Source organism: Methylobacterium carpenticola, assembly GCF_042748905.1.
GTDB classification, from domain to species: domain Bacteria; phylum Pseudomonadota; class Alphaproteobacteria; order Rhizobiales; family Beijerinckiaceae; genus Methylobacterium; species Methylobacterium carpenticola.
This window is the reverse complement of sequence record NZ_JBHZEO010000001.1, coordinates 200,915-221,070: the sequence shown is the minus strand read 5'-3', so window position 1 is coordinate 221,070 and position 20,156 is coordinate 200,915. Positions and strand designations below refer to the sequence as shown.

The following is a 20,156-nucleotide window of genomic DNA, read 5'->3' as shown; positions in this document are numbered from 1 at the left end:
CGAGCCGACATCTTTCATTTAGGGATTACGAAGAAATGGAACTGACGGTTGTAGCGGTGGCCTGCCTGGGTGCGGCCATCATGAACGTCGTGCATTACGTGCACATCAACCGCCTTCGCCGTTACGTGCTGGCGCTCCACTTCCGTCTGCGCGATGTCGAGGACGCGGTCCTCGAAGCGATCGAGCAGGGCGAGGCCGAGTTGGCGGCCGAGAAGGCGGCCCTGGCTGCGGCCGAGGGGGTCGCGTGATGACGACGACCAAGATCTACATCGCCGCGATCGAAGACAGCGAGGGCTGCGGCTCGATCGAGACCAGCGTCCACCTCTCTCTGGCGGGTGCGACCAAGGCTTTGCGCCGGATGGTGCACGACGAGTACGGGATCTGCGCGCGCAAGCTGGGGCGGATGAATGCCGAGCAGATCTGCGAGTTGATCGACGAGGACGGCCACTCGGCCCACGTCACCGAGCAGGAGCTGCTGCCGTGACGAGCCTCATCTTCCTCAATCTCGCGGTGTTTTGCTTGGCCACGTCGAGCATCTACATGCTGAAGGTCCTTCGCGCCTTGCACGAGCGCGTCAACATGCTCGAAGCCCGTCATCTCTACGAGGGGCCGATGGATGGGGATCGCCTGGAGGCCGTCAGGAAGCACGTAGGGGGTCTGCGGTGAGCTACGACGAATTCGAGCGCAGCCATCGCGCCCGGATGCTGCTGTTCGCGCGCTGGGCCAAGCGGTGGCCGCTGCGCGTCCCGGCTCGCTGGGGCATGCACCACACCCAGATCGCCGAGATGCAGGAGTGGCTCGACGCGAACTGCACCGCCGAGTGGAGCGGGCGCATGGAGCACACCGACGAGGCCGAGTACCTCCAGCGGCGCCGCCGGCCGGTGGTCGGGTTCAAGGATCCCGACGACGCCTTCAGCTTCAAGATGCGGTGGGCCTGATGAGCGACGAACCCTACTCGATCCGTTGGCCCGACGAGATCACCGGGCACTACAAGGAGGTGGGGGTTCAGGCCCCCGCCGCCACTCCGGGCGCGGCGTATCTCGATGCCCTCAGCGCCCTCGTAGACCTCAAGGACGCGTACCACGCGCACCTCGCCGCCGTGTGGGAGCGCGCCGACGTGGACGACGAAGAGGAGGAGACGGAGGTCTATCGCACCTACGACGCGTTCAAGTCCGCCTACCGTTCGACGCTCCTCGCCGTCACCGAGCTGTTGGCGGCGAAGCGGCCGGACGAGCCGCAATGAGCGACCTCCTGGCGCAGGCCCGCGAGACGCGCGAATTCCTCGTCGCCACGTACGGCGAGGACGTCATCAACCACGACCAGATCAAGCGGGTCTGCAAGTGGGCCGTCGAGGCGAACCTCCTGGCTACGGCCGAACTGCTCGATCTCGTCGATCGGGACGCGTGGTCCAAGCTGATCGAGGCGTACCTCGCCCGCAAATAGGGCATGCCCAACATTCCTGATGCCGAGTGGGCGGCCCTGGTCGCCCACATCGATGCCCTGGAGGCCGAGAACGAACTCCTCGCGCGCGAGCGCTTTCTCCTCGGGGAGGGGCGCCACGCCTTGAAGGCCGCGTCTCGGCCCGCAGGGTTGATCTCCACGCCGCCGGCCGGGTTCGGCCGCGGCAGAAACGGCCAGCTCGTCGCGTTGACCTACGAGGCGGCCGTTGCCTCTGCGCCGGACTGGTTCAAGACGACGCCCCGCAAGCGCGCCAAGACGCCCAGCGGCTACCAGCTCTAACCGGCCGCGGCCTCGACGTGGCGCTTGAGCGCGGCCTGAATGTCGGCGTGGCTGGCACCAATGGTCGCCAGCACGTGGGCATAGCCCCAAGCGGCGTCGCTCAGCACGGCCTCGGTCAGGCGGGCGCGGCGCTTCAGCACCGCGGCTTTCTCAGCGGCCTCGGTGTCGCCCTCGCGCTCGGCGTTGGCCTTCGCACCTTCGAGCGAGGCCACGTCCTTCCGGACTCTGGTGCGCATCGTCCCTCGGCTTGTAGCCGCGCACATCGTGTCGCCGCGTCCACATTCAATTGCTGGCCGCAGGGGTGAGGATCGGCGGCTGGCTGGGCTCGGGCGGCCAAACGGCCTCACAAGCGACCGGTTCACGCTCGACGACGACGGGCCAGATCACGTGCCACGGCCCCATGTAGGCGGCCCACTGGCTCGGCGCCGGTTCGAGCGGCGGCCGAACACGGGCGCCCGTGTGCGATCTGGTTAACGGCCGGCGGAGTGGGAATCCCAGCGTTCCGCTGATTCGCCATCGCCGCAAGCTGATTCAAGAGATCGGTATTCTGATTAAGCAGTTTGAGCAGATTCTACATGGTAAAGTTAGCCAAAGAATCCGTTAAAGCAATGGATTCGCCCGGTGAATCTCCGAGATCAACGCTGAAAGTCAAAAAATATGTTTGACTAGGGGGTTGGGATCCCTTAGATAGGCGTTCGCCGCCGGACTTTTTGGTGCCGGGGGCGGTTCATTTCAGCACTTAGGATTTAGGCTTATGTCTACTCTCAAGATCAAATCCCTCATTGCGCCGGCTGGTGCAATCGTCGTCCAGATCGGCAAGAATGCCTGCGTCGCCCGCACCGATGCGCTTCCGCGGCGGATTGCCAAGGCGACAGCCGCCCACACCCGCGCCCTCATCATGAGCGGCGAGCACCGCGACGAGGCGAAGCGCGACCTCGGCTTCGTGGTGGCCTGCGAACTCGTGGAGACGATGTTTGCGCTCGACGGCGCCCGCGGGGATGCCGCGAAGGTGGCCCGCCTCAACGACGAGGGCCAGCGTTTCGCGATCTCGCTCCAGCAGTACGAGAAGCACCCGTTCGTGTTCGTCCACCACGACCGCGTGGCGATGACGACGAACATCGTGCCGATGAAGGACCTGAAGACCTTGGCGGACTTCAACGCCTGGGAGAAGGGGCTGAACTCCGTCCACGGTGGGCTGCTGGGTCTCCAGGGGGCGATGCTCTGATGAGGATGGGAGAGCTCGACGCGGCCTCGATCCGCACCTTAACCCTTGTCCGGGTGCCCGAGTCGTTGATGTCGCGGGTGATCTACTCGCGCACCTTCGAGGAGCAGTTGTTGCCGTGGCTGGCCGACCGGCCGCAGTGGGATGGGTATCTGGAGCCGATGCACTCGGCCGACGACGACGAGATCTGGTTCCTGACCTGTCCGTCCGAGGCTGATGCGGTCGAGTTCCGGGTGCGGTGGCTTTAAATAGCCCCATGCCTTTCATTGACGAAGACGAGTGGGCGGTCCTGGCTGCCCATCTCGCATCCCTGGAGACCCAGGTCTCTGATTTGACCGCTCAGGCCGATTTCTCGAGCCGCAAGCGGATTCCCCACACCCAGGGCCGTGAGGCTTCGGAATCGACAACCGACCCGACCGAGGCGCTGAAGCCTCTGTCGCAGGGCTACGCCTGCGGGAATGCCGGTTAGGTCGATGTCGTGACTTACGAGAGGTGCGTGCGAAAGCGGTCCGACTGTTTCAAGTCGACATCGATGAAGCGGGCGAAGTAAATTGACGACGCTCTTCTCTGACAAACATAATTTCATTATTACTTTGGATTTGATTGATGGCTTACAACACGAATCTGTTTAATACAACCTTGGACCGCATGATCAGCGGCGACATCATGGTGCTGGACGGTGACCAGCCGGGCGAGAGGATCGTCGTCACGGCCCTCGACCCCAAGAACCCGCGGGCTCCCGACCTGAATGAGCTGCCTCGGCCCCACGAGAAGCCGGGTGAGCCGGGTGTCACAAGCTGGGGCATCAAGATCGATCCCGAGGATTATGAGTACCGGACCCACGTGGTTCGTCCGTCAGAACGCCGGCACATCAAGGCGCGCAACCGGGCGATCATCGAGTCGGTGGTTCTCAACATGCGTCCGGACCTTGTGGATGCGAGAAACAGCAAGGGCGAGAGCCTCGGCGATCTGTGCGATTGGCAGGTTGCGTTCCTGCACCGGCACTCGAAGGCGTTTGGGCCGCAGCACACGCGGTCGTTCGTCTTCAGAAAGGCCGCCGAGAACGTCATCGGGATGCTGACGGACGAGCTGGACTGATCCGCACCCCACCGCAATCCGTCGAGAGCGGGCGCGGCGCATCAGCACCGCGGCTTTCTCTGCGGCCTCGGTGTCTCCCTCGCGCTGGCGTCTGCTAGAGCATGAGCTGCTCGAAGAGGCGATGGCCGGGCTCCTGGATTCGGCCCGTGCCGAGCGGAATGGGGGGATGGCGCGGCAGGCCGACAACTACGGTCGGTGGGATCTGTTGCTCGAATCGCTCTTCGAGTGGATCGACGCGCACTGATATCCGGCGACCTCGCAGATCACGGCCGCACCGTCAAACGTGCGGCCGTGATCGGGCCTTTAGGCCGCGAAGACGTGAGCCAACTCGAACGTCGCGAACAAGGCGCCGCGCCCGAAAGCGATCGCGCCAAGCACTAAAATCGTTATGAATTTACAAGAGATAGCATTATGTCCCATTATAAAGTTTATTTGTCCAATTTCGATATCGAAGATCGTGCCTTCGAATACAGTTTTCGAGCTGCTGATATCTGCAGCTTGTTGGCCGAGTCCAGCCAATGCGCATGCGCCCTGAGCGCTGCGATCGAGAAGATTGATTTCGAAGAGCTTTCCATTACCGCAATGCTCAAGCCGTTCGAAGACCTCATCGACGAGTTGCAGATTGGTGGCTGCGATTACGATTGCGAGTCCGGAGACGACGACTGCTTGGAGGTGACGTTCTCGTTCGAGGCTGCGAACCATGCCGCCATGTTCGGGGCCGCCGTCCGCTCGCGCGGATTGGGGTAGGATGGAGCGCGCGCTGGCCACTACCCTGCACTGGTCGTCGTCCCGGTTCTTCTGGCGCTCCTTGAGGCGCCACTTCACATCGTGAAGGCAGGCGGCGGCCTCTTCGACATGGGCGGCACAGGACTGCTCAACGGTCATGCCGGGGTGGACGAAGCCGTACACCTCGATCGGGTCGAGGCTGCCGGCGACCACGCGCTTGGCCTTGGCGAAGCGCCAAGAGAGCTTGGTGGCCTGCGTGTCCTGATTTCGGCTCAGACGTCCCAACGCATCTTGAAAGCGAAGCGGATGTCCGAGTTGGGGAAGCGCACGGTGCACACGAAGCCCTCGGTGATCTTGCAACCGTGCTCGTCGCACCCCATCACGAGCAGAGCGCCCGCGCCCGTGGCCCGCAGGCGGGCGTCGGCGGCGAGGCGTGTCTCTCGGTCGGTCATCTGGGTGGTCTCCCCGTGTCACTGATGACGGAGTCCACCATCTCAGACTCCATGGTCGTTGTGCACACAGTGTACTGAGTAGGCGTGGGGGCGGTTAACCCCCCACCTACCGGTTCGGGCCGATGTACTTGTAGTTGGTCGAGGACTCGGCGTCCTTGCGGTCGAACCGGTGGTGCGCCTCCGGCTGGTCCGGCTCGCGCCCGCCCTTGGTGCTGATGTTGCACGTCACGGCCATCATGCGGAAGCGGAACTCCTCCTTGTTCAAGGGCGGCACCGGGTAGTGCTGGGCGCGGTCCATGTAGTGGCGGAACACGCCGCTGAAGAGGATGCGCTCGGACCGCTGCTCCTTCGGGCGGTAGGTCAGGAGCGACGCCTGGGTGACCTCGTCCAGCCAGCGGTTGAAGGAGTCCCGCAGCGGCTCCGGCGTCATCGCCGCCTGGAGCGTGTCGAGGTAGGCGCGCTGCCCGCGCAGGATGATCGGCTCGTCGTCCAGGAAGTCGATGCCCTGCCACACCTCCAGCCAATTGATGGCCTCGGTCGCCTCCCGGACCTTCGCGGCGAGGGCGTGGTCCTTTTCCTTGTAGCGGAAGCCCGGCACAAGCCGCACCTCCATGTAGCGGGGCATCCCGTCCGGGTCGCCGAAGAGGTCTGCGCACTTGTACTGGCTGTTTCCGACCAGCACCGTGCGGTTCTCGACCTGATCGACCTCCTTCCCGCCCATCGGGCGCTGGTTCTTTTCGTATTCCGTGATGATGCCCTTCAGCTTCGCGAGCGTGGCCCGGTCCCGGTTGGAGTTGAGCCCGATCTCGTCGATCACCAAGGCGGGGCTGTTCCACAGGCCGTGCCAGCGCTCGTCCATCATGGCCGAGAAGCGGACCGACCCGCGGATCAACTCGCGCACCGGGCTGAAGATGTCGCGGCAGAGGCGGCTCTTACCGTTCCACCGCTGCTTCGACGAGAACAGGTAGAAGTGCGGGTCCTCCACCCCGTAGTCCTCCTCCTCCCCGAAGATCCGGCGCTGCGTCTCCCAGATGATCTGCTCGATGAAGGCGGCGCCGTATTCCGGCGGACCCTCGAAGCGGACCGCAGCCATGCGCACGAGCTTCTCCCAGCCGGGCTGCGGGTTGGGGTTCAGGACGTTGACGGCGGTGAAGATCGCGTCGCGCCGGCCCTCGGCCTGCTTGCGGCCCCACCACGCGATGGCCGTGTTGAGGTGGCTGCCGAGCTTGAGGCCCTGCTTGCCCGCCTCGGCCTTCAGGATGTGGCGCAGATCCTCCTTCGAGATCCGCCCCTGCTTGTAGCGCTCGCGCAGTTCCTCGAACGTGGTGGCCTTCTTCTGGCCCACGCGCTCGATCCTGCCGTTCAGGAGCATGATCACGCCGAGCTTCTTAGTGTAGCTCTCGACGAAGGCGTACACCTCGTTGAAGTCGGGCTTGTTCGAGCCCTCGTCCTCCACCTGATCCTCGTCGGCGTCCTCGTCGTCCTGACCCTCCGGCTCCTCGTCGGCCTCGTCGTCGCCCTGCGGGCTCTCCTGGGTGTCACCCAGGCCACCCAGCCCACCCATTCCACCCAGGGTGGGCTCCTCGGCCTTGGGCTCGGGCTGGGGCTCGGGCTGGGGCGCCGCCGGCTCCGGGGCGGGCTGCTGGAGGGCCCCCTCCTGGGCCTTCAGAACCTCACCGCCGTGCGGCCCCGCCGCCCGCTCCTGCATGACCTCGCGCTGGCGCTGGGCGAGCTTCTCGGCCACGCCCTCGTGCAGCTTGAACATCTTCGCCACGTTGACGGGCGAGCGATGCAGCACCTTGCCGATCTGGTTGAAGGACAGACCCTTGGCGTGCAGGTCCACGGCCCGGTCCACCAGGGACGGCCACCACGTGCCGTAGTACACCCCGCCGACGCACGAGGGCTTGGTCTCCTCGACGCCCATCTCCTTCAGGGTGGCCGACACCTTCTGGGCCGACACCTTCAGGCCGCACTTCTCCCGAAGCGACGCGGCGATGTCGTCGAGGGAGTTGCACTCGATGCGCATGGTCGTGGCGAGCGCCTTGGCCTCATCGGACCACTCGCCCTTGAGCTCGGCGGGCGCCTCGCCCTTCTTGAGAGTGCGCGAGAACAGGTTGTTGACGTCGGCCTTCTTGACCTCGCAGCCGAGATCCTCCGCCAGCTTCCCGGCGATCTTGCTGTAGGAGAGGCCCTGGTCGCGGTAGCTCTGCGCCGCGGCGATGTTCGCCTCGGTCCAGACCACGCGCTGGGCCGGCTGGTTGTCCTGGGCCGGCTGGCCGTTCAACTCGTCGGCGGGGGCCTCGAACCGCTCGTCCAGCTTGCTCTCGGCCGCCGCAGCCGGCTGGTTCTCCTGGGTCGGCTGGGCCGCGACCGGGATGATGTCCACGTCGGCGTAGATCGCCTCAAGGTTGATCTCGCCGTACTGCGTCCGGTAGCGCGGCATTGCGGCGAGCTTGCCCAGGATCTCGGCCTTCTCCTCACCGTGGGCACCGAGCTTGATCGCCCGCAGCAGGCCCGAGGCCGTCTCCTCGTTGGCGCCATCCTTCGCCTGGTCGAGCATCTGATACCTCCGCACTCATGTTTGCCCGAAGCTGGCCAGTACATGGCCACCATCCTCGCGGCGGTCAATACTTTAGATCGACAAATTTGGCTATTGCCACAGATTATCGCCAAACGTGTCTCGATTCGGGACAGTTAGAATCGGCCTTCTACTTGCAGTATTCACAAAACGATGTATGGTACGGCATCGGTGAGAGAGCAGGTCAGCTTGTACGGGCCGGCACCCTCGATGACTGCGAGGCGCACCGCTTTGCGCTGGAGGTGGACTGCGCCGCTAATCGGATCGCATCCGTCGCGGATCTCGGCGTCCGAGAGCCTGAAGCGCGGCACTGCCGCCGCGAACAGGGCACCCGAGTCGCCGAACACGTAGGCGACGTCGCCGCGCCTCACGCGAGCCTCGTCTTGCATAAGGTAACAGTGCATCTCGCTTATGACTGGCGCGTCAGCCAGGCGCTCAAGCGGCAACGCTTCTCGGTGCTCGCCTCTGTCGACCGTGGTCCGCAGCTGCTGCAGGCTTGTGGCGAGATCCACCCGACGGCGGCGCGGAAGCCCTGGTTCGCGAAGCGCGAGATCTGGCACCGCACCGGCCGGTGCTCCAGGTGGAGCTGCACCACGTCCTCCGGCTCGGGCTCGCCTACGGCGACGAGGCGCGGTTCAAAGACGAGGCCACGAACGGGGGCTCGCGGTGCCAGCGCGGCCGGCAATTCGTGCGGACGGGCCGGCCGGGGCAGAGTTCGTCGAAGAGCGCCGCCCAGCTCGGGTCCTTGGCGTAGGCGGGGCGCTAGGGGTAGGGCAGGGCCGCCTCGTTCACACTGAACCCGCCCGGCCGCAAGCTCGCCCCGTCCTGCACCAGGGTGATCTCGACGACGCAGCGGTTGTCTGCGCCCGCGACGTCGACGCGCCACTTCGCCCGCTTCAGAGCAGCGTGTATGCGCTCGGAGCGGTCGCACGGCGCCGAGCTTTAAGAAGCTGGCGCTACGGTGGGCGGCATGGCGAATCGACTGATCATTTGGCTCTCCCCTGACCCGATCCCCCGCGAGGCAGGACACCCCTCGACCTGGGAGGTGACCATGCGGTGCCCGATCATGCCGCTCGACCATGGGATCTTCGAGGGGGTGCCGTTCGATCACGAGCCGATCTGGCCGCCAGGCGAGAACCAAGGCGCATTCGTGGCGTGGTTCAGGAGCACGCGCCCGACGCGGTGTTCGGGTTCCACCACCCGCACGACGTCAAGTGGCAGATGGATTGCTCAGGCCGCAGCCTCGTGATCCCGAACGACTGCCACGCCTCCGACGCGCGGCTGCGCTGGGGCTTCCTGAAGGTGGTGGACTGGTGTCGTAAGGCCCTTCCACACGCAGGTGCCCCGCACAACCGCCGGGGATCCCCTGCATAGTGACGCGATCGGTCACTCGGAAACCTCCGGCAATGGTCGACCCCGCCGCGATGCGAACGCGGTCGCCGGACGGCGAGAGGGAAAACGCCACCTCCGGGCCTGCCTTTTCGACGCTCTCAGCGGCAAGGGCTGTCGAGAGTGGCGAAGAGACACTGTCGCAGCGAGCGTAACCGCTGGCGAGAGCGATCAAGAGAAGCCTCCTAAGTACGTCCTCATAAGTTTCGTGGTATGCTGGTACGCCAAGCCGGGAGGTCGCGATGCGCGCCCTGCGTCTGGAGAGCCTGACCGTCAGCCAACTCCACGAACTTGACGATCTCTACCGAACGACGCGCGACGTCCGAGTTCGCACGCGTGCACAGATGATCCTGCTCATGGCCGAGCAGGGCCTCGCCGTCTCCGAAGTTGCCGCCATCGTGCGCGAGAGTGGCGAGACGGTTCGACGCTGGGTTCATCGCTACGAGGCCGAGGGCATCGACGGCCTCTCTGACGCGCCGCGCTCGGGTAAGCCGGCCAAGGCCGGGACCGACTATCGCGAGCGGTTGGTAGAGCTGGTGCGGCGGCGCCCGCGCGCCCTCGATCTACCGTTCTCGATGTGGACCGCCGCTCGTCTCGCCGACTATTTGGCGGAGGAGACCGGTCTGCGCATGAGCGTGGCCAGCATCCATCGGTTGCTGCGTGCGGCAGATCTCGGGTTCGGTCGTCCCCAGCATACGATTAGCAGCCCGGATCCGGACTATGCTGTCAAAAAAAGGCGGTTGAGTGCGCTCGCGACGGCCTGAAGCCAGGATCGGTCTTCTACTACGCCGATGAGTTCAACATCAGCTGGTATCCGACCCTGCGGCCGATGTGGGGACCCAAGGGGCAGCAGGTGATGATCCCAACCCCCATGCAGCCGACGCGGCGCTACGGGCTTGGGGCCGTCAACTGGCATAGCGGCGAGACAGTGGTCCTCACCCGCCACCACAAGCGGCGACGCGAAGTTGCCGAACTGCTCGAAGCGATCCTGGCTAAGCACCCGACCGAGACCGTGTACATCGCCTGGGACAATGCCAGGACGCACGAGGACAACGAGGTCGAAGCCGTGCTGCGCGGCGCCGCTGGCCGCCTCATTCTGCTGTACCTTCCGACCTACAGCCCATGGCTGAACCCAATCGAGATGCTCTGGCGCCAGTTTCGCCGCGAAGTCACCCACTGTGAGATGTTCGCCAGCATCGACGCTCTGGTCGAGGCCGCCCGAGCTTTCTTCAGCCACTGCAACCGCAAGCCAGGCGGTGTACGCTCCATCATCGGAGCGCATGCCACATGACTTCCGAGGTTGTACTTAGGCTTGGGGACAGGGCGAGGTGGCGACGAGGATCGGTTCAGCCTCGGGATCGAGCCTTCTGAGTGGCTCGACATTCCAGCCTCAACCCTCGATAGCCCTTGCTACGGTTCTGTTGCTCGCTGCGGTTACAGGTAGAAAGATCTTTGTTTTCCGTGGCCTTCTGAAATTTGAACCCAGGCGAACGACGGTCGGTTCTCACCCTCCCGCCCTTCGTGATCCAGGCTCGCAGGCTCGTGTCGAGCACGCGGATCACGTTCGGCAGGTTGCGCTGGCCGGGGCGGCGCCGCTCCTCGACCGAGAGGAGGCCGAGGCGCTTCGCTTCGCGAATCCCATTCCGCGCCGTCGAAGCGGACACTCCGGCACGCGCCGCGATGGCGTCGAGGCAGAGCATGCACTCGCCTTGATCGCGGATCTCGTCGAGCACGATACGAAGCGCGGCTTGTTCTCCGGTCGTGAAGTGCGCAGCAACCGCCGGGGGCATGGCGCCGGACGCAGCGAGAGTCCGCCGCCGCTCTAGCGAGCGGGTGCGATCAGGAGACCGCTGAGGCCGCTTTGGGGAGAAGATTGACCGGCGGCGAGCTTGGACCAGCATCGGAGCCGTCTGCGGGCCTCGCAGAGCCGTCCGGCGGGCATGTACGTGTTCAGCGAGCGCCTGGGCTTCGTTGTCGCCGAGCGCGCCGGCTGCGTGGCCCTGCCAGATCGCCTTGGAAAGTTCGACCAGACGGGAATCAGACCGCGTAGCCTCAATGGCACTACGCAGGATCTCAGCGGAGGTATCCACCATAGGAATCGCAGCCATCCGTGATGGCCGTGATCCCGATTAAAGACCCGTCTCCGTGAACATGCCAATCTAACACGTGCCGCAGATTGCCGTGAGGCTGGATTAGAGTGCATTTTGTAGGTGGTTAATACGGGCTTATCACGTTGAGGGGGGCCCAAGTGGCCGCGGCTGGATAAGTGCCGTCGCGGATCGACACGAGCGCGTCCTCGTACGCGGGCTACTGCTTCCTGCCTGACATTATCCAACGCGCCTTCTGGCTGTACCTCCGCTTCACCCGCATCTACCGCGACGTCGAGGAGCTCATGGCCGAGCGCGGCATCATCGTTGCCTGTGATCATCCGGCGCTGGATACTGTGTTTCGGTCCCTCCAATTGCGGCACGAGGAGAGGGGCGCAGGCAGCCATCGTCGGATCCGGATCGGCGGCACTCCCCGAGGGGCGAATCATTGACGGCGCGGATGATGACCAGCCCGCCACACAGAGTGACGAAGAACCCCGATTTTCCCCTACAAAATGCGAGATTTCGTCCCCTACATCACCGACCAGGACTCTCATAACTGACTGCTGCTTATAGGTTTTATGTTGGCGGCGGAGCATCCCTCCGTCTCCGCCACCTATGCGCGACCCTAGCTAAGTCGCTGATTTCAAACGGATCGCCGGACCATCTACACCCCGGTTTGAACCGGTTTGTAACCGCCGCCCAGGGGCTGGTTTGTCACCGCCGGGCGGCCTCATCCACAGATTCGATCCGCCGATCCTTGGCCTACTCGGCCGCGACCTGGGCGAACAGGCCGCCGTCGGCCTCCAGGCGCCGGGTCGCGATGCGGGCGTACTCCGGGTTCAGCTCGCACAGGATGGCGTTGCGCTGCAGGCGCTCCGCGACCAGCGCCGTCGTCCCCGCCCCGCCGAAGGGATCCAGGACCGTGCCGCCCTCCGGGCACCCGGCGAGGATGCAGGGCTCGACGAGGGCCGGCGGGAAGGTCGCGAAGTGCGCCTCCCTGAACGGGCTCGGCGCCACGGTCCAGACGCTGCGCCGGTTGCGCAGGCCTGTCTCGTTCGGGACGTTGCCCGAACTCTCCCGCGGGACCAGCGCCGAGTTGTCGAAGGCCCGGTGGTTCACGTAGGCACCCCCGCCTCGGAAGGTCCGGGCGTTGCCCTTCGGAGCGCGTCGGGTCCCGGTGTGGGGGACCTGCCCGGGCGGTGCGTACCCGCCTCCGGTCAGGTCGTGCTCGGTCATGCCGGCGGCCGCCTCCCGGATCGCCTCGTGGTCGTACCGGTACCTGGCGCTCTTGGTCAGCATGTAGAGCATCTCGTGGGCCGGCGTCGTCCGGTCCTTGACGCTCGACGGCATCGGGCACGGCTTGTGCCAGACAATCTCGTCGCGCAGCCACCAGCCGTCGTCCTGTAGGGCGATTGCCGTCCTTGCCGGGATCATCATGCGGTCCTTGGGCTTCAGGCCGCTCCGGGCGCGCCGGTGCCGGGGGACGATGGCGATGCGCTCGCGATTGAGGCCGCCGCGGCCGTTGTAGCCGCCGCCGCGCCCGCCCCACTTGTCGTCGTTGCAGTAGCTGTCCCCGAGGTTGAGCCACAGGGTCCCGTCCGGGCGCAGGACGCGTCGGACCTCGCGGAAGACCTCGACCATGGCGGCGACGAACTCGACCGGGGTGGGCTCCAGGCCGATCTGCCGGTCGACGCCGTAGTCGCGCAGCCCGAAGTACGGGGGCGAGGTGACGACGCAGTGGACCGAGTCGGCGGGGAGCGAGCGGAGGGTGTCCCGGCAGTCGCCGAGGAGGATGCGGGTCGACATGGCGGCCCCCGCTCAGAGATTGCCGGAGCGGATGAGCGCCATCGTCTCGGTGCTGATCCCGAAGGCTCGGGCCAGATCCTTGATCCGGCGGCGGCTGCGCAGGATCGCCTTGATTTCCTTGTCGGAGAGCTGGGAGGCCTCGGCGCGGCGCTCGTTGGTGCCGCGGACGTGGGCGGGGGCGGAGACGTGTTTACGGGTGTCGGGGGTGTTGCAGGCGCGCACGGGCAAGTCCTCGCTAAGGGCGAGGAGTGCCTCCACGGCTTCCCTGGGTTTCCGGACTTACAGCGAAAGGCGCAGGCCGCAGGAGCGCCTCTCCGAAGGCGTCTAACGCGAATATGTCACCGCTCGGGCGATTCGCACAGGGCTCACCACCCGAGGTTGGCGTCCGCGTAGGTTTCGGCCTCCTCATGGGAGGCGAACGGCTGCTCAGTGAACATGAAGATCGGAAGCCTTGCCGGCTCGCCGCCTTGCTCGACGAGCCAAGTCTTTCCGTCCCAGTAATGTGCGTCGCCGAAGGCCCCCTCTACCTCCACCTCCCAGCCATGCACCGTTTCATACCAGCCAGGGGCCGATGGCGTGTCGTCCGGGTAAAAGAGCGTCTCCAAGCGCGGCATGTCAGGCCTCCCCCTCAGCCGGGACGTCCCACTCCCGCCACGCCTCGGTCACGCTGCCCGAGGCATCGATGTAGCCGTCGGCGAGCGCGAGGGCGTGGGTCCGCTCGTTCTCGTTGAGGGCCTGGAACGCCGCGAGGCAGGCCCGGTCCGCGTCGGTCCACTTGTCGCGCTTCTGGGCCGCGCAGAACGCCACGCTGCTATCCCCGCAGTTGTAGTCCTCGATGGTGACGTGCAGCGGCCCGTAGTGGTTGGCCTCCTGCGACAGCCGGGCGGCCTCGACGATCGCCGGCGTGATCTCCACGGCGCCGAACTCGTCGCGCATGTCTTTGAAGCAACCGAAGCACATGTTCCCCTCCCTCAATCGCAGGCCGACCAGCAGGCCGGCAGCCCCGAGCCCGTCGAGGCTCGCCCCGCGGGCGGGACGGCCAGGCCGGTCATGACGAGCCGGCCCTCCTTCCGGTGCTCGACGACCGGAGGGCGCGCCGAGGGCGCGGGGCCCCGATCGGGGACCGGGCTGCCTGTGACGCGAGCGCGCCAGACGGCGTGATTGGGGGACTGCGCGAAGCGCCGGGCGAGCCTGTCGAGCAGGGCGGCCGAGGGAGCGGGGCGGGTCACTGCACGACCTCCCAGTCGACGCGGTCGAGGTCCTCGGGCTCGGGCGACCGCCGGTGCCAGCCGCCGCCGTCGTTGCGCTGGAAGGCGCCCTCGTGGACGCGGTACCGGATCCCCGGCGCGCCGCGGCTGCGGATCGTCCGCCCCTCCTCGCGCGCCAGGTAGAGGGCCTGCCCGAAATCCATGCCGCCGTCGTCGCCCTCGTAGGAGCTGAGGACCCCGCGGTACCGCGCGATCAGGGCCTCGACGCGCTGCTCCGAGAACTCCGTCCCAGCCCAGGCCTCGATGACGTGGACGACCTCGTGGACCATCGTGTCGGCGATCGCCTCGACGAAGCTCCCGTGGTCCTCGCCGTGGGCGTCCCGGGTGGCGAGAAAGGCGCCCAGGTTGATCGTGCAGAAGGCCGGGCCGTTCGGGTCGAACCCGCCGTCCTCGCGCGCGAGGTAGGAGGCGAAGCCCGGCTGCCAATCGTGCTGGCGGAACTCGACGACGATGCCCGAGGGCGTGGTGGTCGCGGTCATCCCTTCCTCCTCATGGCCGCCTGTGCCCTCGCGCAGGAATCCCGGCACTCTGGCTCGCCGGCCGCCCGCTCCTGGCAGGCGTCCTGGCAGCGCGCGTAGGCCGCCATGCCCCGGGCGAACCGGCTCTCGTCCGAGTCGGCTGGCAGGTACCGGGCGACGGCCTCGCGGGCCCGGGCCGGCGCGGTGGCGGGGGTGCTCATGCCGCGGCGCGCTCGGGGTAGAGCACGTTGAAGCGGGCGAGGCGCTCGTCCGCTTCCCTGATGGCTTCGTTGGCTCTCGCCATCGCCGCGGCGGACTCTTGCGTGAGCCGCCCCGTAGCTCTGTCGACCTCGGCGAACATGGCGGCGAAGCGCCTCTCTCGTTCCCCATCGTCGACGGAAGCCTCCAGGCCCCGGCGGGCCAGGGCGACCATGTCGAACTCGGTGGGCTCGATCGTCATGCATGCCTCCCGAAGAAGCGGCCCATGAAGCTTCCTCTGCCCTCGCGTTGGGGCTTTCCGAGCTCTCGAAGGGCCGCCATAGCTGTCGCCACGCGATGCTCCGCAATCCGTCTCCAGACGTCCTCGCGGTGGGCATCCAGGTCCGCAGGGGGCACCAGGCGCTCGACCCTAGTCAGCGCGAACCAGCCCTCGCCGAAGGTGCTCGGATGCGCGCGGAAGGCGACGAGCTCGTCGAGGAATCCGTCCCACGTCCACCCGGCGCGCTCGATGTCGGCGCGCACGCGGATCGGGACGCCCTTCCAGGTGAACAGCGCCGGCGGCCCGAGCGGCCGCTTCGGCTTGGGCGGCAGCGGCATGGGCAGCCCGCGGGCGCGGCGGACCCGGACGTGATGGAGGGCGGTCATGCCGGGCGAGCCTCGAAGCGCTGCGCCACCTTCTCGACGGCCTCGTTGAGAAGGAACGAGAGGCCGTCCGGCGCATCATCGTCAGGTTCGACTGGGGCGAGGATCTCGCCGGAGGTGCGGTTGCGGGTGAAGTGGTAGGAGTTGCCCCAGATCTCCTTCTCGCGGACGGAGACCACCAGGCCAGGTCCGTGGGCTTCCTTGAGCACCCGGATGTTGAAGGTCTTCCAGATCCGCCCGAGCAGGTCCTCGTTGGCCTTCTGGACCAGCTGCCCGACCGTCGAGGGCGCCTGCGGCGGTGCGGGCTCCCGCACGAAGCCGGCGTCCCGAAGAGCCTGCAGCAACCTTTCCGGCAGCCCATCGAGAGCCCAGGTGTCCGCCGCTTGCTTGATCGCGAACTGCACGGCGTCGAGGTCCGACATCGTCCGCAGCTCGGCGATCCGCTCCTCCTCGGCGGCCGCTGCCTTCGCGTCGGTGAGCACCCCGTCGAAGAAGTCCCGCTCCGCCTGTGGCAGCGCCGCGACCGCGCGCGCCATCTCGGCAACCTGCTCGATTTCCATGGTCGACCCTCCTGTGTTGAGGGTCCCACTTCGCCCGGATTCGCACAGAGGCATCCGGGCAACACGAGCCGACTACCGAGACGAACCTTGCCGGGGCGCCTGTTATTTTCGGGTGACGTTTCCGGATCTTGTCACCCGAAAATAACAGGTCGAACTGCGCCAAGGGATTCATCAACCAATACTGAGTCGGCCACTTGCCGGCGGAGTCCGCCCAGGGCATGTTGGCCTCATGAGCAAGCTGTTGAAACGCACCCGCGCCTGACCTCCCCGCCGCCTTGAGCCCCCCGCTCGGCGGCATGCGCGCCCCCGTTTCCAGCGAGTCCTCCGATGACCACGACTGCCCGCCGCGCGGCGCTTGCCGCCGTTCTCAAGCGCCTGCCCAGCTACACGAAGCCGAGGTGGCCCAAGCCCGGCGAGAAGCCCCACAATACCGTGGAGCTCCTCTCCGGCGCAGAGTTCGAGGGCGGCGACGTCGTCCGCGACATCGGCACGTACCTGAGCCCGATGCTAGAGCCCGATTGGCCGCACAAGCTCCCCAAGCGCCTGCTGACCCTGATGAAGGGGCTGCGCTCCGACCCGTCGCTCGCCCGGCTCCGCCAGCTCGAAGACGCTGCCCAGACCGTGCTCGACGAGGCCGACGCGGGGCGCTCGCCCGTGCTCGCCCAGTCGATCGCGGTCGTGGAGGACCTGGTCGACCGCAGCCTCGTCTACGCCGCGGCCCTGGGCTGCCAGCGGGCGGCCATGCGCTGCGCCGTCATGTGCTGCCGTCACTGGCGGGGGCGGCCCGGATCCTTCGGGGACCCGGTCACGCACGGGCTCATGCTGTCGATGCTCGACTATCTGCACGCGGCCGACCTTCACATCTCGCCGGCGGACGTCCGCGGCTACATCCAGGAATCCCGCCACCTCCAGATCTGGCAAGCGGACCGCGACGCGCGGAAGCTCGTGCACCTCCTCGGCCTGGTGCACGAGGCGATCGACACGCCGGAGCCGGGCGCGTCGGCGCCGAACGATCCGGAGGACCGGGCGGCCCTGTCCGAGGACCGGGTCGGCATCATCAGGCAGGCGCCCCCGGTGACGGAGGTGTCCCCGGAGGAGGCCTCCGCCTGGTTCAACCCCGACGGCCAGACCTACGGCGAAAGCGACCCGCCGCTCGCGCCGGGCATGGTCGTGATCGGCGACGTCAGCCACGTGAAGAAGGGCGGCAAGCACGACAACGACCCGGTTAAGGAGGCCGAGCCGATCATCAACAAGCGCCTGCCGCTCGTGCCGCCCCCGGCCGACCTCGGCGCGGCGCGGGCCGAGCTCCTTGCCGACGCGCCGCACGCCGAGCGGATCGTCGACCGGCTGCTGCGCCCGCAGGCCTCGCGCGCGTTCGTCGGCAATCCGCCGGTCCTCATTTGGGGACCGCCCGGCACCGGCAAGACCCGGCTCGCCCGTCGCTACGGCGAAGTCATGGGCCTGCAGCCGGCTGTCCTGTCGATGGCAGGCGCCACCGATTCAATCACCCTGACCGGCACGGCGCGCGGCTGGTCGACCGGAGGGTTCTCGATCCTCGGGCGCGAGCTCCTCCGCACGCGGATCGCCAACCCCCTCATCGTGATCGACGAGGGCGACAAGATCGGGACGAGCCGCACAAACGGGAACGCTTGCGACGCGCTGATCAACCTGCTCGGGGTCGAGACGGCCGCTCGGTACCGCGACGCCTATCTGCAAGCCGACATCGACGGGTCGCGCGTGCAGTGGATCATCACCGCAAACGCGCTGGACACGATCCCCCGCGCCCTCGTCGACCGCTGCCTCGTGCTGCGCCTGGACGAGCCGGGCCCAGAGCACCTGCGGACGCTGGCGACCTCGATCCTGGCAGACGTCCGCGCCGACCGGGGGCTCGACGAGCTCTGGGCGCCCCCGTTCGATGGCGTGGAATGGTCCGCGCTGGAAGCGAACTGGAGCAAGGGGGGCAGCCTGCGCGCTCTCCGGCGCCTGGTGGAGACCGTGCTCGACGCCCGCGACGCGGGGCCCCGCCAGTGAGCCCCGTCCTGTCTGAGCTCCGGCTCCTGCGCGACGCGATCGAGGATGACCTCGACCGCAAGCGCGTCGACACGAACCTGGGCCGTGGCGTCTACGGCTACGTGGGCTGCCTCATCCGCCTCGTCGAGGACGGCGACCGCGACCCAGCCCGGTCCCTGAACGAGGCCCGGAGCGCCGCGGGATTCCTGCGCGCCGTCCCCCGCCTGCCCGACCCCCGCACCCGCTCATGGAGGCCCGAATGCCCCGCGTGATCCCCGCCGAAGCGATGGCCTTCCTCGCCGGCGCCCTGGACGAGGGCGCGATGGTCGGCATCCGCGTCACCGGCGTCGACCCGACGCACCAGGGCCCCCGGGTCCGGTTCGAGGTCCTCCTGATGCGTCGGCGCCGGGGCGACACGAAGCGCCTGCCGGACCGCGCCACGATCGCCGAGCTCGTGAGCCGGATGGTGGCCATCCGCTGGCGGGACAGCCCCGTGCCGCGGGAGATCCCCGAGACGCACCAGATGGACCTCGCGGCGAGCCACCCGGTCGTGATCGGGGACTTCACCGAGACCGGGCCGGGCTGGCACTGGCTGCTGTCCGCAGCGGCCGGGTGGATCGAGGAGACCGGCGTTCCGGCGGGTTTCCGCAGCAACCAGGTGAAGGAGAAGTTCGGCACGCTGCGCTGGTACTGCAGCGCCGCCGAGGATGAGGATCGCCTGCAGGCCGGTAGGATCGTCCAAGCCGCGGAGTGGGTCTCCGGGGCAGTCTGCGAGACCTGCGGCGCGCCGGGGCGGGCACGGCCCGGCGGCTGGATGAGAACCGCCTGCGATGCCCACGCCAAGCGCCGTTGAGGTCTACCGCAACCTCACCCGGCGGGCGTGGAGCGTGCGCGCCGGCGGCCGAGTCGTCGGCCACGTCGCGGCGATCGCCCTGCGCGACGTCGCCCTCCGGTCCTCGGAAGCGGCCCGGATCCGCTGCCTACGCCTCGGGGTCCGGGACGTCCATGCGTGGGCTCGGGGCGTCCCGACCGACGCGCCCAGGCCTCCGGAGGCAACCTGGTTCCGGTACCGGCTGGCCGAGCCCGGCTTCCGGCTCGCCGACGGGCAGGTCCTCCTCGCCGCGGAGGTCGCCTGGTTCGAACCGGACGGCACCGCGTGGTGCCTTGCTAGCCCGGGTGCGAACGTACGCATCGGAGGGACCTGACATGGTGCGGATGACGAGATACCCGGGGCAGCGCTTCGACCTTGCCCACCTCGACACGGCCGGGCTGCTCGACGACTGGGAGCTCCGGCCCGAGCGCCGCGGCGACGGCTACGTGCTGCACGGCGTCGACGAGCGCGGGCTGCAGCGCGAGACCGGCTGCGTCCAGGGCCTCGACACCGACGAGGGGTGGGCCTGGGCGTGGGGCTCCGGCCTCGTCCGCCTCGGCACGCCCCGGCACGCGCTCCCGACCGCCGGGGTGACGCTGTGAGGGTCCGGACGCTCACCCCCGGCGAACTGGCGGAGATCGAGCGGCTCCGCGCCGCGGCGCGCGCGACCCTCGCGCAGATTCGCGCAGGGTGGGTGCCCGGCGAGGCCGCCCTCGCGGAGGCCCCGTTCCTGGACGAATGGGACGAGCACACCCATCCCCAGGACGGCAAGCCCTGCCTGACCGGCAACTGCTACGGCCATCCCTCCCTGGGCGACCGGTGGATCTGCACGTCGCCGCTGCTCCACCGCGGCGAGGGCTGGGCCCTGACCTCGAACCGCCTCTACATCCTCGGCAAGCCCCGCCCCGACCGAGTCATCGCCGGCCGACGCGGCCGGGGGCGCTCGCTCCTCGACGGCCTGCCGTCCGTCCCGCCGACCGGCGGCCCCGGGATCCCGGGCGCCGATGACGACCTGCCGGAGCCCTGA

General features: G+C 67.5%; 35 protein-coding genes and 1 pseudogene. 21 read left to right on the top strand and 15 right to left on the bottom strand.

Annotated features, from left to right (window positions below; genetic code table 11):
* Positions 1 to 35: 35 nt before the first annotated feature.
* The 7 genes from ACE101_RS01195 to ACE101_RS01165 are packed head-to-tail and all read left to right on the top strand — an operon-like array spanning position 36 to position 1,740.
* The gene (locus ACE101_RS01195; RefSeq protein WP_379125705.1) at positions 36 to 248 is read left to right on the top strand and encodes a hypothetical protein; all 213 of its coding nucleotides are present in this window, start codon (positions 36 to 38) and stop codon (positions 246 to 248) included.
* Positions 248 to 484: a hypothetical protein gene (locus ACE101_RS01190; RefSeq protein ID WP_379125704.1), complete on the top strand. Its 237-nt coding sequence runs from the start codon at positions 248 to 250 to the stop codon at positions 482 to 484. Before ACE101_RS01195 ends, ACE101_RS01190 begins: the two co-directional genes overlap by 1 nt.
* On the top strand, positions 481 to 666 hold the full coding sequence (locus ACE101_RS01185) for a hypothetical protein (RefSeq protein ID WP_379125703.1): 186 nt from the start codon (positions 481 to 483) through the stop codon (positions 664 to 666). The genes ACE101_RS01190 and ACE101_RS01185 overlap by 4 nt, the downstream gene beginning before the upstream one ends.
* Complete coding sequence (locus tag ACE101_RS01180; RefSeq protein ID WP_379125702.1) at positions 663 to 938, top strand: hypothetical protein; 276 nt, start codon at positions 663 to 665, stop codon at positions 936 to 938. The genes ACE101_RS01185 and ACE101_RS01180 overlap by 4 nt, the downstream gene beginning before the upstream one ends.
* Positions 938 to 1,243, top strand: coding sequence for a hypothetical protein (locus ACE101_RS01175; RefSeq protein WP_379125701.1), 306 nt, complete (start codon positions 938 to 940; stop codon positions 1,241 to 1,243). Before ACE101_RS01180 ends, ACE101_RS01175 begins: the two co-directional genes overlap by 1 nt.
* Entirely contained in the window at positions 1,240 to 1,443 is a 204-nt protein-coding gene (locus tag ACE101_RS01170; RefSeq protein ID WP_379125700.1) for a hypothetical protein, read from the top strand. Before ACE101_RS01175 ends, ACE101_RS01170 begins: the two co-directional genes overlap by 4 nt.
* Positions 1,444 to 1,446: 3 nt before the next feature.
* The gene (locus ACE101_RS01165) at positions 1,447 to 1,740 is read left to right on the top strand and encodes a hypothetical protein (RefSeq protein ID WP_379125699.1); all 294 of its coding nucleotides are present in this window, start codon (positions 1,447 to 1,449) and stop codon (positions 1,738 to 1,740) included.
* On the opposite strand, the gene ACE101_RS01160 is transcribed toward ACE101_RS01165, so the two are convergent.
* A complete protein-coding gene (locus tag ACE101_RS01160; protein ID WP_379125698.1) occupies positions 1,737 to 1,976 on the bottom strand; it encodes a hypothetical protein in 240 nt (79 codons plus the stop codon). The two genes, ACE101_RS01165 and ACE101_RS01160, sit on opposite strands and share 4 nt — an antisense overlap.
* A 518-nt stretch (positions 1,977 to 2,494) precedes the next feature.
* Between ACE101_RS01160 and ACE101_RS01155 the strand changes: the two genes are divergently transcribed.
* The 4 genes from ACE101_RS01155 (at position 2,495) to ACE101_RS01140 (ending at position 4,304) form a co-directional block, all read left to right on the top strand.
* Positions 2,495 to 2,965, top strand: coding sequence for a hypothetical protein (locus tag ACE101_RS01155; RefSeq protein WP_379125697.1), 471 nt, complete (start codon positions 2,495 to 2,497; stop codon positions 2,963 to 2,965).
* Positions 2,965 to 3,210: a hypothetical protein gene (locus ACE101_RS01150; protein ID WP_379125696.1), complete on the top strand. Its 246-nt coding sequence runs from the start codon at positions 2,965 to 2,967 to the stop codon at positions 3,208 to 3,210. The genes ACE101_RS01155 and ACE101_RS01150 overlap by 1 nt, the downstream gene beginning before the upstream one ends.
* A gap of 358 nt (positions 3,211 to 3,568) precedes the next feature.
* On the top strand, positions 3,569 to 4,060 hold the full coding sequence (locus ACE101_RS01145; RefSeq protein WP_379125695.1) for a hypothetical protein: 492 nt from the start codon (positions 3,569 to 3,571) through the stop codon (positions 4,058 to 4,060).
* A 121-nt stretch (positions 4,061 to 4,181) separates the two neighbouring features.
* On the top strand, positions 4,182 to 4,304 hold the full coding sequence (locus ACE101_RS01140) for a hypothetical protein (protein ID WP_379125694.1): 123 nt from the start codon (positions 4,182 to 4,184) through the stop codon (positions 4,302 to 4,304).
* A 59-nt stretch (positions 4,305 to 4,363) separates the two neighbouring features.
* Here the strand turns inward: ACE101_RS01140 and ACE101_RS01135 are convergent, their stop codons facing one another.
* The 4 genes from ACE101_RS01135 to ACE101_RS01120 all read right to left on the bottom strand — a co-directional run bounded on the left by ACE101_RS01135 (position 4,364) and on the right by ACE101_RS01120 (position 8,187).
* Positions 4,364 to 5,071 carry a hypothetical protein gene (locus ACE101_RS01135; RefSeq protein ID WP_379125693.1) on the bottom strand — a complete coding sequence of 236 codons (708 nt, stop codon included), beginning with the start codon at positions 5,069 to 5,071 and terminating at the stop codon, positions 4,364 to 4,366.
* Complete coding sequence (locus ACE101_RS01130) at positions 5,059 to 5,238, bottom strand: hypothetical protein (protein ID WP_379125692.1); 180 nt, start codon at positions 5,236 to 5,238, stop codon at positions 5,059 to 5,061. The genes ACE101_RS01135 and ACE101_RS01130 overlap by 13 nt, the downstream gene beginning before the upstream one ends.
* Positions 5,239 to 5,344: 106 nt before the next feature.
* Positions 5,345 to 7,798 carry a primase-helicase family protein gene (locus tag ACE101_RS01125; protein WP_379125691.1) on the bottom strand — a complete coding sequence of 818 codons (2,454 nt, stop codon included), beginning with the start codon at positions 7,796 to 7,798 and terminating at the stop codon, positions 5,345 to 5,347.
* A gap of 161 nt (positions 7,799 to 7,959) precedes the next feature.
* Positions 7,960 to 8,187, bottom strand: a complete 228-nt coding sequence (locus ACE101_RS01120; RefSeq protein ID WP_379125690.1) for a hypothetical protein — start codon at positions 8,185 to 8,187, stop codon at positions 7,960 to 7,962.
* 200 nt (positions 8,188 to 8,387) lie between these two features.
* Here ACE101_RS01120 and ACE101_RS01115 point away from each other — a divergent pair, with 200 nt between their 5' ends.
* From ACE101_RS01115 to ACE101_RS01105, 3 genes are all read left to right on the top strand, one after another.
* Positions 8,388 to 8,570: a hypothetical protein gene (locus ACE101_RS01115; protein WP_379125689.1), complete on the top strand. Its 183-nt coding sequence runs from the start codon at positions 8,388 to 8,390 to the stop codon at positions 8,568 to 8,570.
* An 877-nt stretch (positions 8,571 to 9,447) separates the two neighbouring features.
* Positions 9,448 to 9,969, top strand: a complete 522-nt coding sequence (locus tag ACE101_RS01110; protein WP_287742387.1) for a helix-turn-helix domain-containing protein — start codon at positions 9,448 to 9,450, stop codon at positions 9,967 to 9,969.
* Positions 9,966 to 10,496, top strand: a complete 531-nt coding sequence (locus ACE101_RS01105) for an IS630 family transposase (RefSeq protein WP_379138415.1) — start codon at positions 9,966 to 9,968, stop codon at positions 10,494 to 10,496. Before ACE101_RS01110 ends, ACE101_RS01105 begins: the two co-directional genes overlap by 4 nt.
* A gap of 55 nt (positions 10,497 to 10,551) precedes the next feature.
* Here the strand turns inward: ACE101_RS01105 and ACE101_RS01100 are convergent, their stop codons facing one another.
* The gene (locus ACE101_RS01100; RefSeq protein ID WP_379125688.1) at positions 10,552 to 11,298 is read right to left on the bottom strand and encodes a hypothetical protein; all 747 of its coding nucleotides are present in this window, start codon (positions 11,296 to 11,298) and stop codon (positions 10,552 to 10,554) included.
* Positions 11,299 to 11,483: 185 nt separating this feature from the next.
* On the opposite strand from ACE101_RS01100, the pseudogene ACE101_RS01095 reads away from it, so the two are divergent.
* A pseudogene (locus ACE101_RS01095) lies at positions 11,484 to 11,664 on the top strand (IS6 family transposase); the annotation flags it as partial.
* 393 nt (positions 11,665 to 12,057) lie between these two features.
* On the opposite strand, the gene ACE101_RS01090 reads toward ACE101_RS01095, so the two are convergent.
* The 9 genes from ACE101_RS01090 to ACE101_RS01050 form a co-directional block, all read right to left on the bottom strand.
* The gene (locus ACE101_RS01090) at positions 12,058 to 13,101 is read right to left on the bottom strand and encodes a DNA-methyltransferase (RefSeq protein WP_379125687.1); all 1,044 of its coding nucleotides are present in this window, start codon (positions 13,099 to 13,101) and stop codon (positions 12,058 to 12,060) included.
* Positions 13,102 to 13,113: 12 nt separating this feature from the next.
* Positions 13,114 to 13,359, bottom strand: a complete 246-nt coding sequence (locus ACE101_RS01085) for a hypothetical protein (protein ID WP_379125686.1) — start codon at positions 13,357 to 13,359, stop codon at positions 13,114 to 13,116.
* 107 nt (positions 13,360 to 13,466) lie between these two features.
* Positions 13,467 to 13,715 carry a hypothetical protein gene (locus ACE101_RS01080; RefSeq protein ID WP_379125685.1) on the bottom strand — a complete coding sequence of 83 codons (249 nt, stop codon included), beginning with the start codon at positions 13,713 to 13,715 and terminating at the stop codon, positions 13,467 to 13,469.
* 1 nt (position 13,716) lies between these two features.
* Positions 13,717 to 14,061 (bottom strand): hypothetical protein, encoded by a 345-nt coding sequence (locus tag ACE101_RS01075; protein ID WP_379125684.1) that lies wholly within the window; start codon positions 14,059 to 14,061, stop codon positions 13,717 to 13,719.
* Positions 14,062 to 14,326: 265 nt separating this feature from the next.
* Positions 14,327 to 14,848 carry a hypothetical protein gene (locus ACE101_RS01070; RefSeq protein ID WP_379125683.1) on the bottom strand — a complete coding sequence of 174 codons (522 nt, stop codon included), beginning with the start codon at positions 14,846 to 14,848 and terminating at the stop codon, positions 14,327 to 14,329.
* On the bottom strand, positions 14,845 to 15,048 hold the full coding sequence (locus ACE101_RS01065; protein ID WP_379125682.1) for a hypothetical protein: 204 nt from the start codon (positions 15,046 to 15,048) through the stop codon (positions 14,845 to 14,847). The genes ACE101_RS01070 and ACE101_RS01065 overlap by 4 nt, the downstream gene beginning before the upstream one ends.
* Positions 15,045 to 15,287, bottom strand: coding sequence for a hypothetical protein (locus ACE101_RS01060; RefSeq protein ID WP_379125681.1), 243 nt, complete (start codon positions 15,285 to 15,287; stop codon positions 15,045 to 15,047). The genes ACE101_RS01065 and ACE101_RS01060 overlap by 4 nt, the downstream gene beginning before the upstream one ends.
* Positions 15,284 to 15,691, bottom strand: coding sequence for a hypothetical protein (locus ACE101_RS01055; protein ID WP_379125680.1), 408 nt, complete (start codon positions 15,689 to 15,691; stop codon positions 15,284 to 15,286). Before ACE101_RS01055 ends, ACE101_RS01060 begins: the two co-directional genes overlap by 4 nt.
* Entirely contained in the window at positions 15,688 to 16,248 is a 561-nt protein-coding gene (locus ACE101_RS01050; protein WP_379125679.1) for a hypothetical protein, read from the bottom strand. The genes ACE101_RS01055 and ACE101_RS01050 overlap by 4 nt, the downstream gene beginning before the upstream one ends.
* Before the next feature lie 327 nt (positions 16,249 to 16,575).
* On the opposite strand from ACE101_RS01050, the gene ACE101_RS01045 reads away from it, so the two are divergent.
* The 6 genes from ACE101_RS01045 to ACE101_RS01020 are packed head-to-tail and all read left to right on the top strand — an operon-like array spanning position 16,576 to position 20,156.
* A complete protein-coding gene (locus ACE101_RS01045; protein ID WP_379125678.1) occupies positions 16,576 to 18,279 on the top strand; it encodes an AAA family ATPase in 1,704 nt (567 codons plus the stop codon).
* On the top strand, positions 18,276 to 18,530 hold the full coding sequence (locus tag ACE101_RS01040) for a hypothetical protein (RefSeq protein WP_379125677.1): 255 nt from the start codon (positions 18,276 to 18,278) through the stop codon (positions 18,528 to 18,530). Before ACE101_RS01045 ends, ACE101_RS01040 begins: the two co-directional genes overlap by 4 nt.
* Positions 18,518 to 19,111 (top strand): hypothetical protein, encoded by a 594-nt coding sequence (locus tag ACE101_RS01035; protein WP_379125676.1) that lies wholly within the window; start codon positions 18,518 to 18,520, stop codon positions 19,109 to 19,111. The genes ACE101_RS01040 and ACE101_RS01035 overlap by 13 nt, the downstream gene beginning before the upstream one ends.
* Positions 19,089 to 19,463 carry a L5-gp82 domain-containing phage-derived protein gene (locus tag ACE101_RS01030; protein WP_379125675.1) on the top strand — a complete coding sequence of 125 codons (375 nt, stop codon included), beginning with the start codon at positions 19,089 to 19,091 and terminating at the stop codon, positions 19,461 to 19,463. The genes ACE101_RS01035 and ACE101_RS01030 overlap by 23 nt, the downstream gene beginning before the upstream one ends.
* 10 nt (positions 19,464 to 19,473) lie before the next feature.
* Positions 19,474 to 19,731 carry a hypothetical protein gene (locus ACE101_RS01025; RefSeq protein WP_379125674.1) on the top strand — a complete coding sequence of 86 codons (258 nt, stop codon included), beginning with the start codon at positions 19,474 to 19,476 and terminating at the stop codon, positions 19,729 to 19,731.
* A complete protein-coding gene (locus ACE101_RS01020) occupies positions 19,728 to 20,156 on the top strand; it encodes a DUF6634 family protein (RefSeq protein WP_379125672.1) in 429 nt (142 codons plus the stop codon). The genes ACE101_RS01025 and ACE101_RS01020 overlap by 4 nt, the downstream gene beginning before the upstream one ends.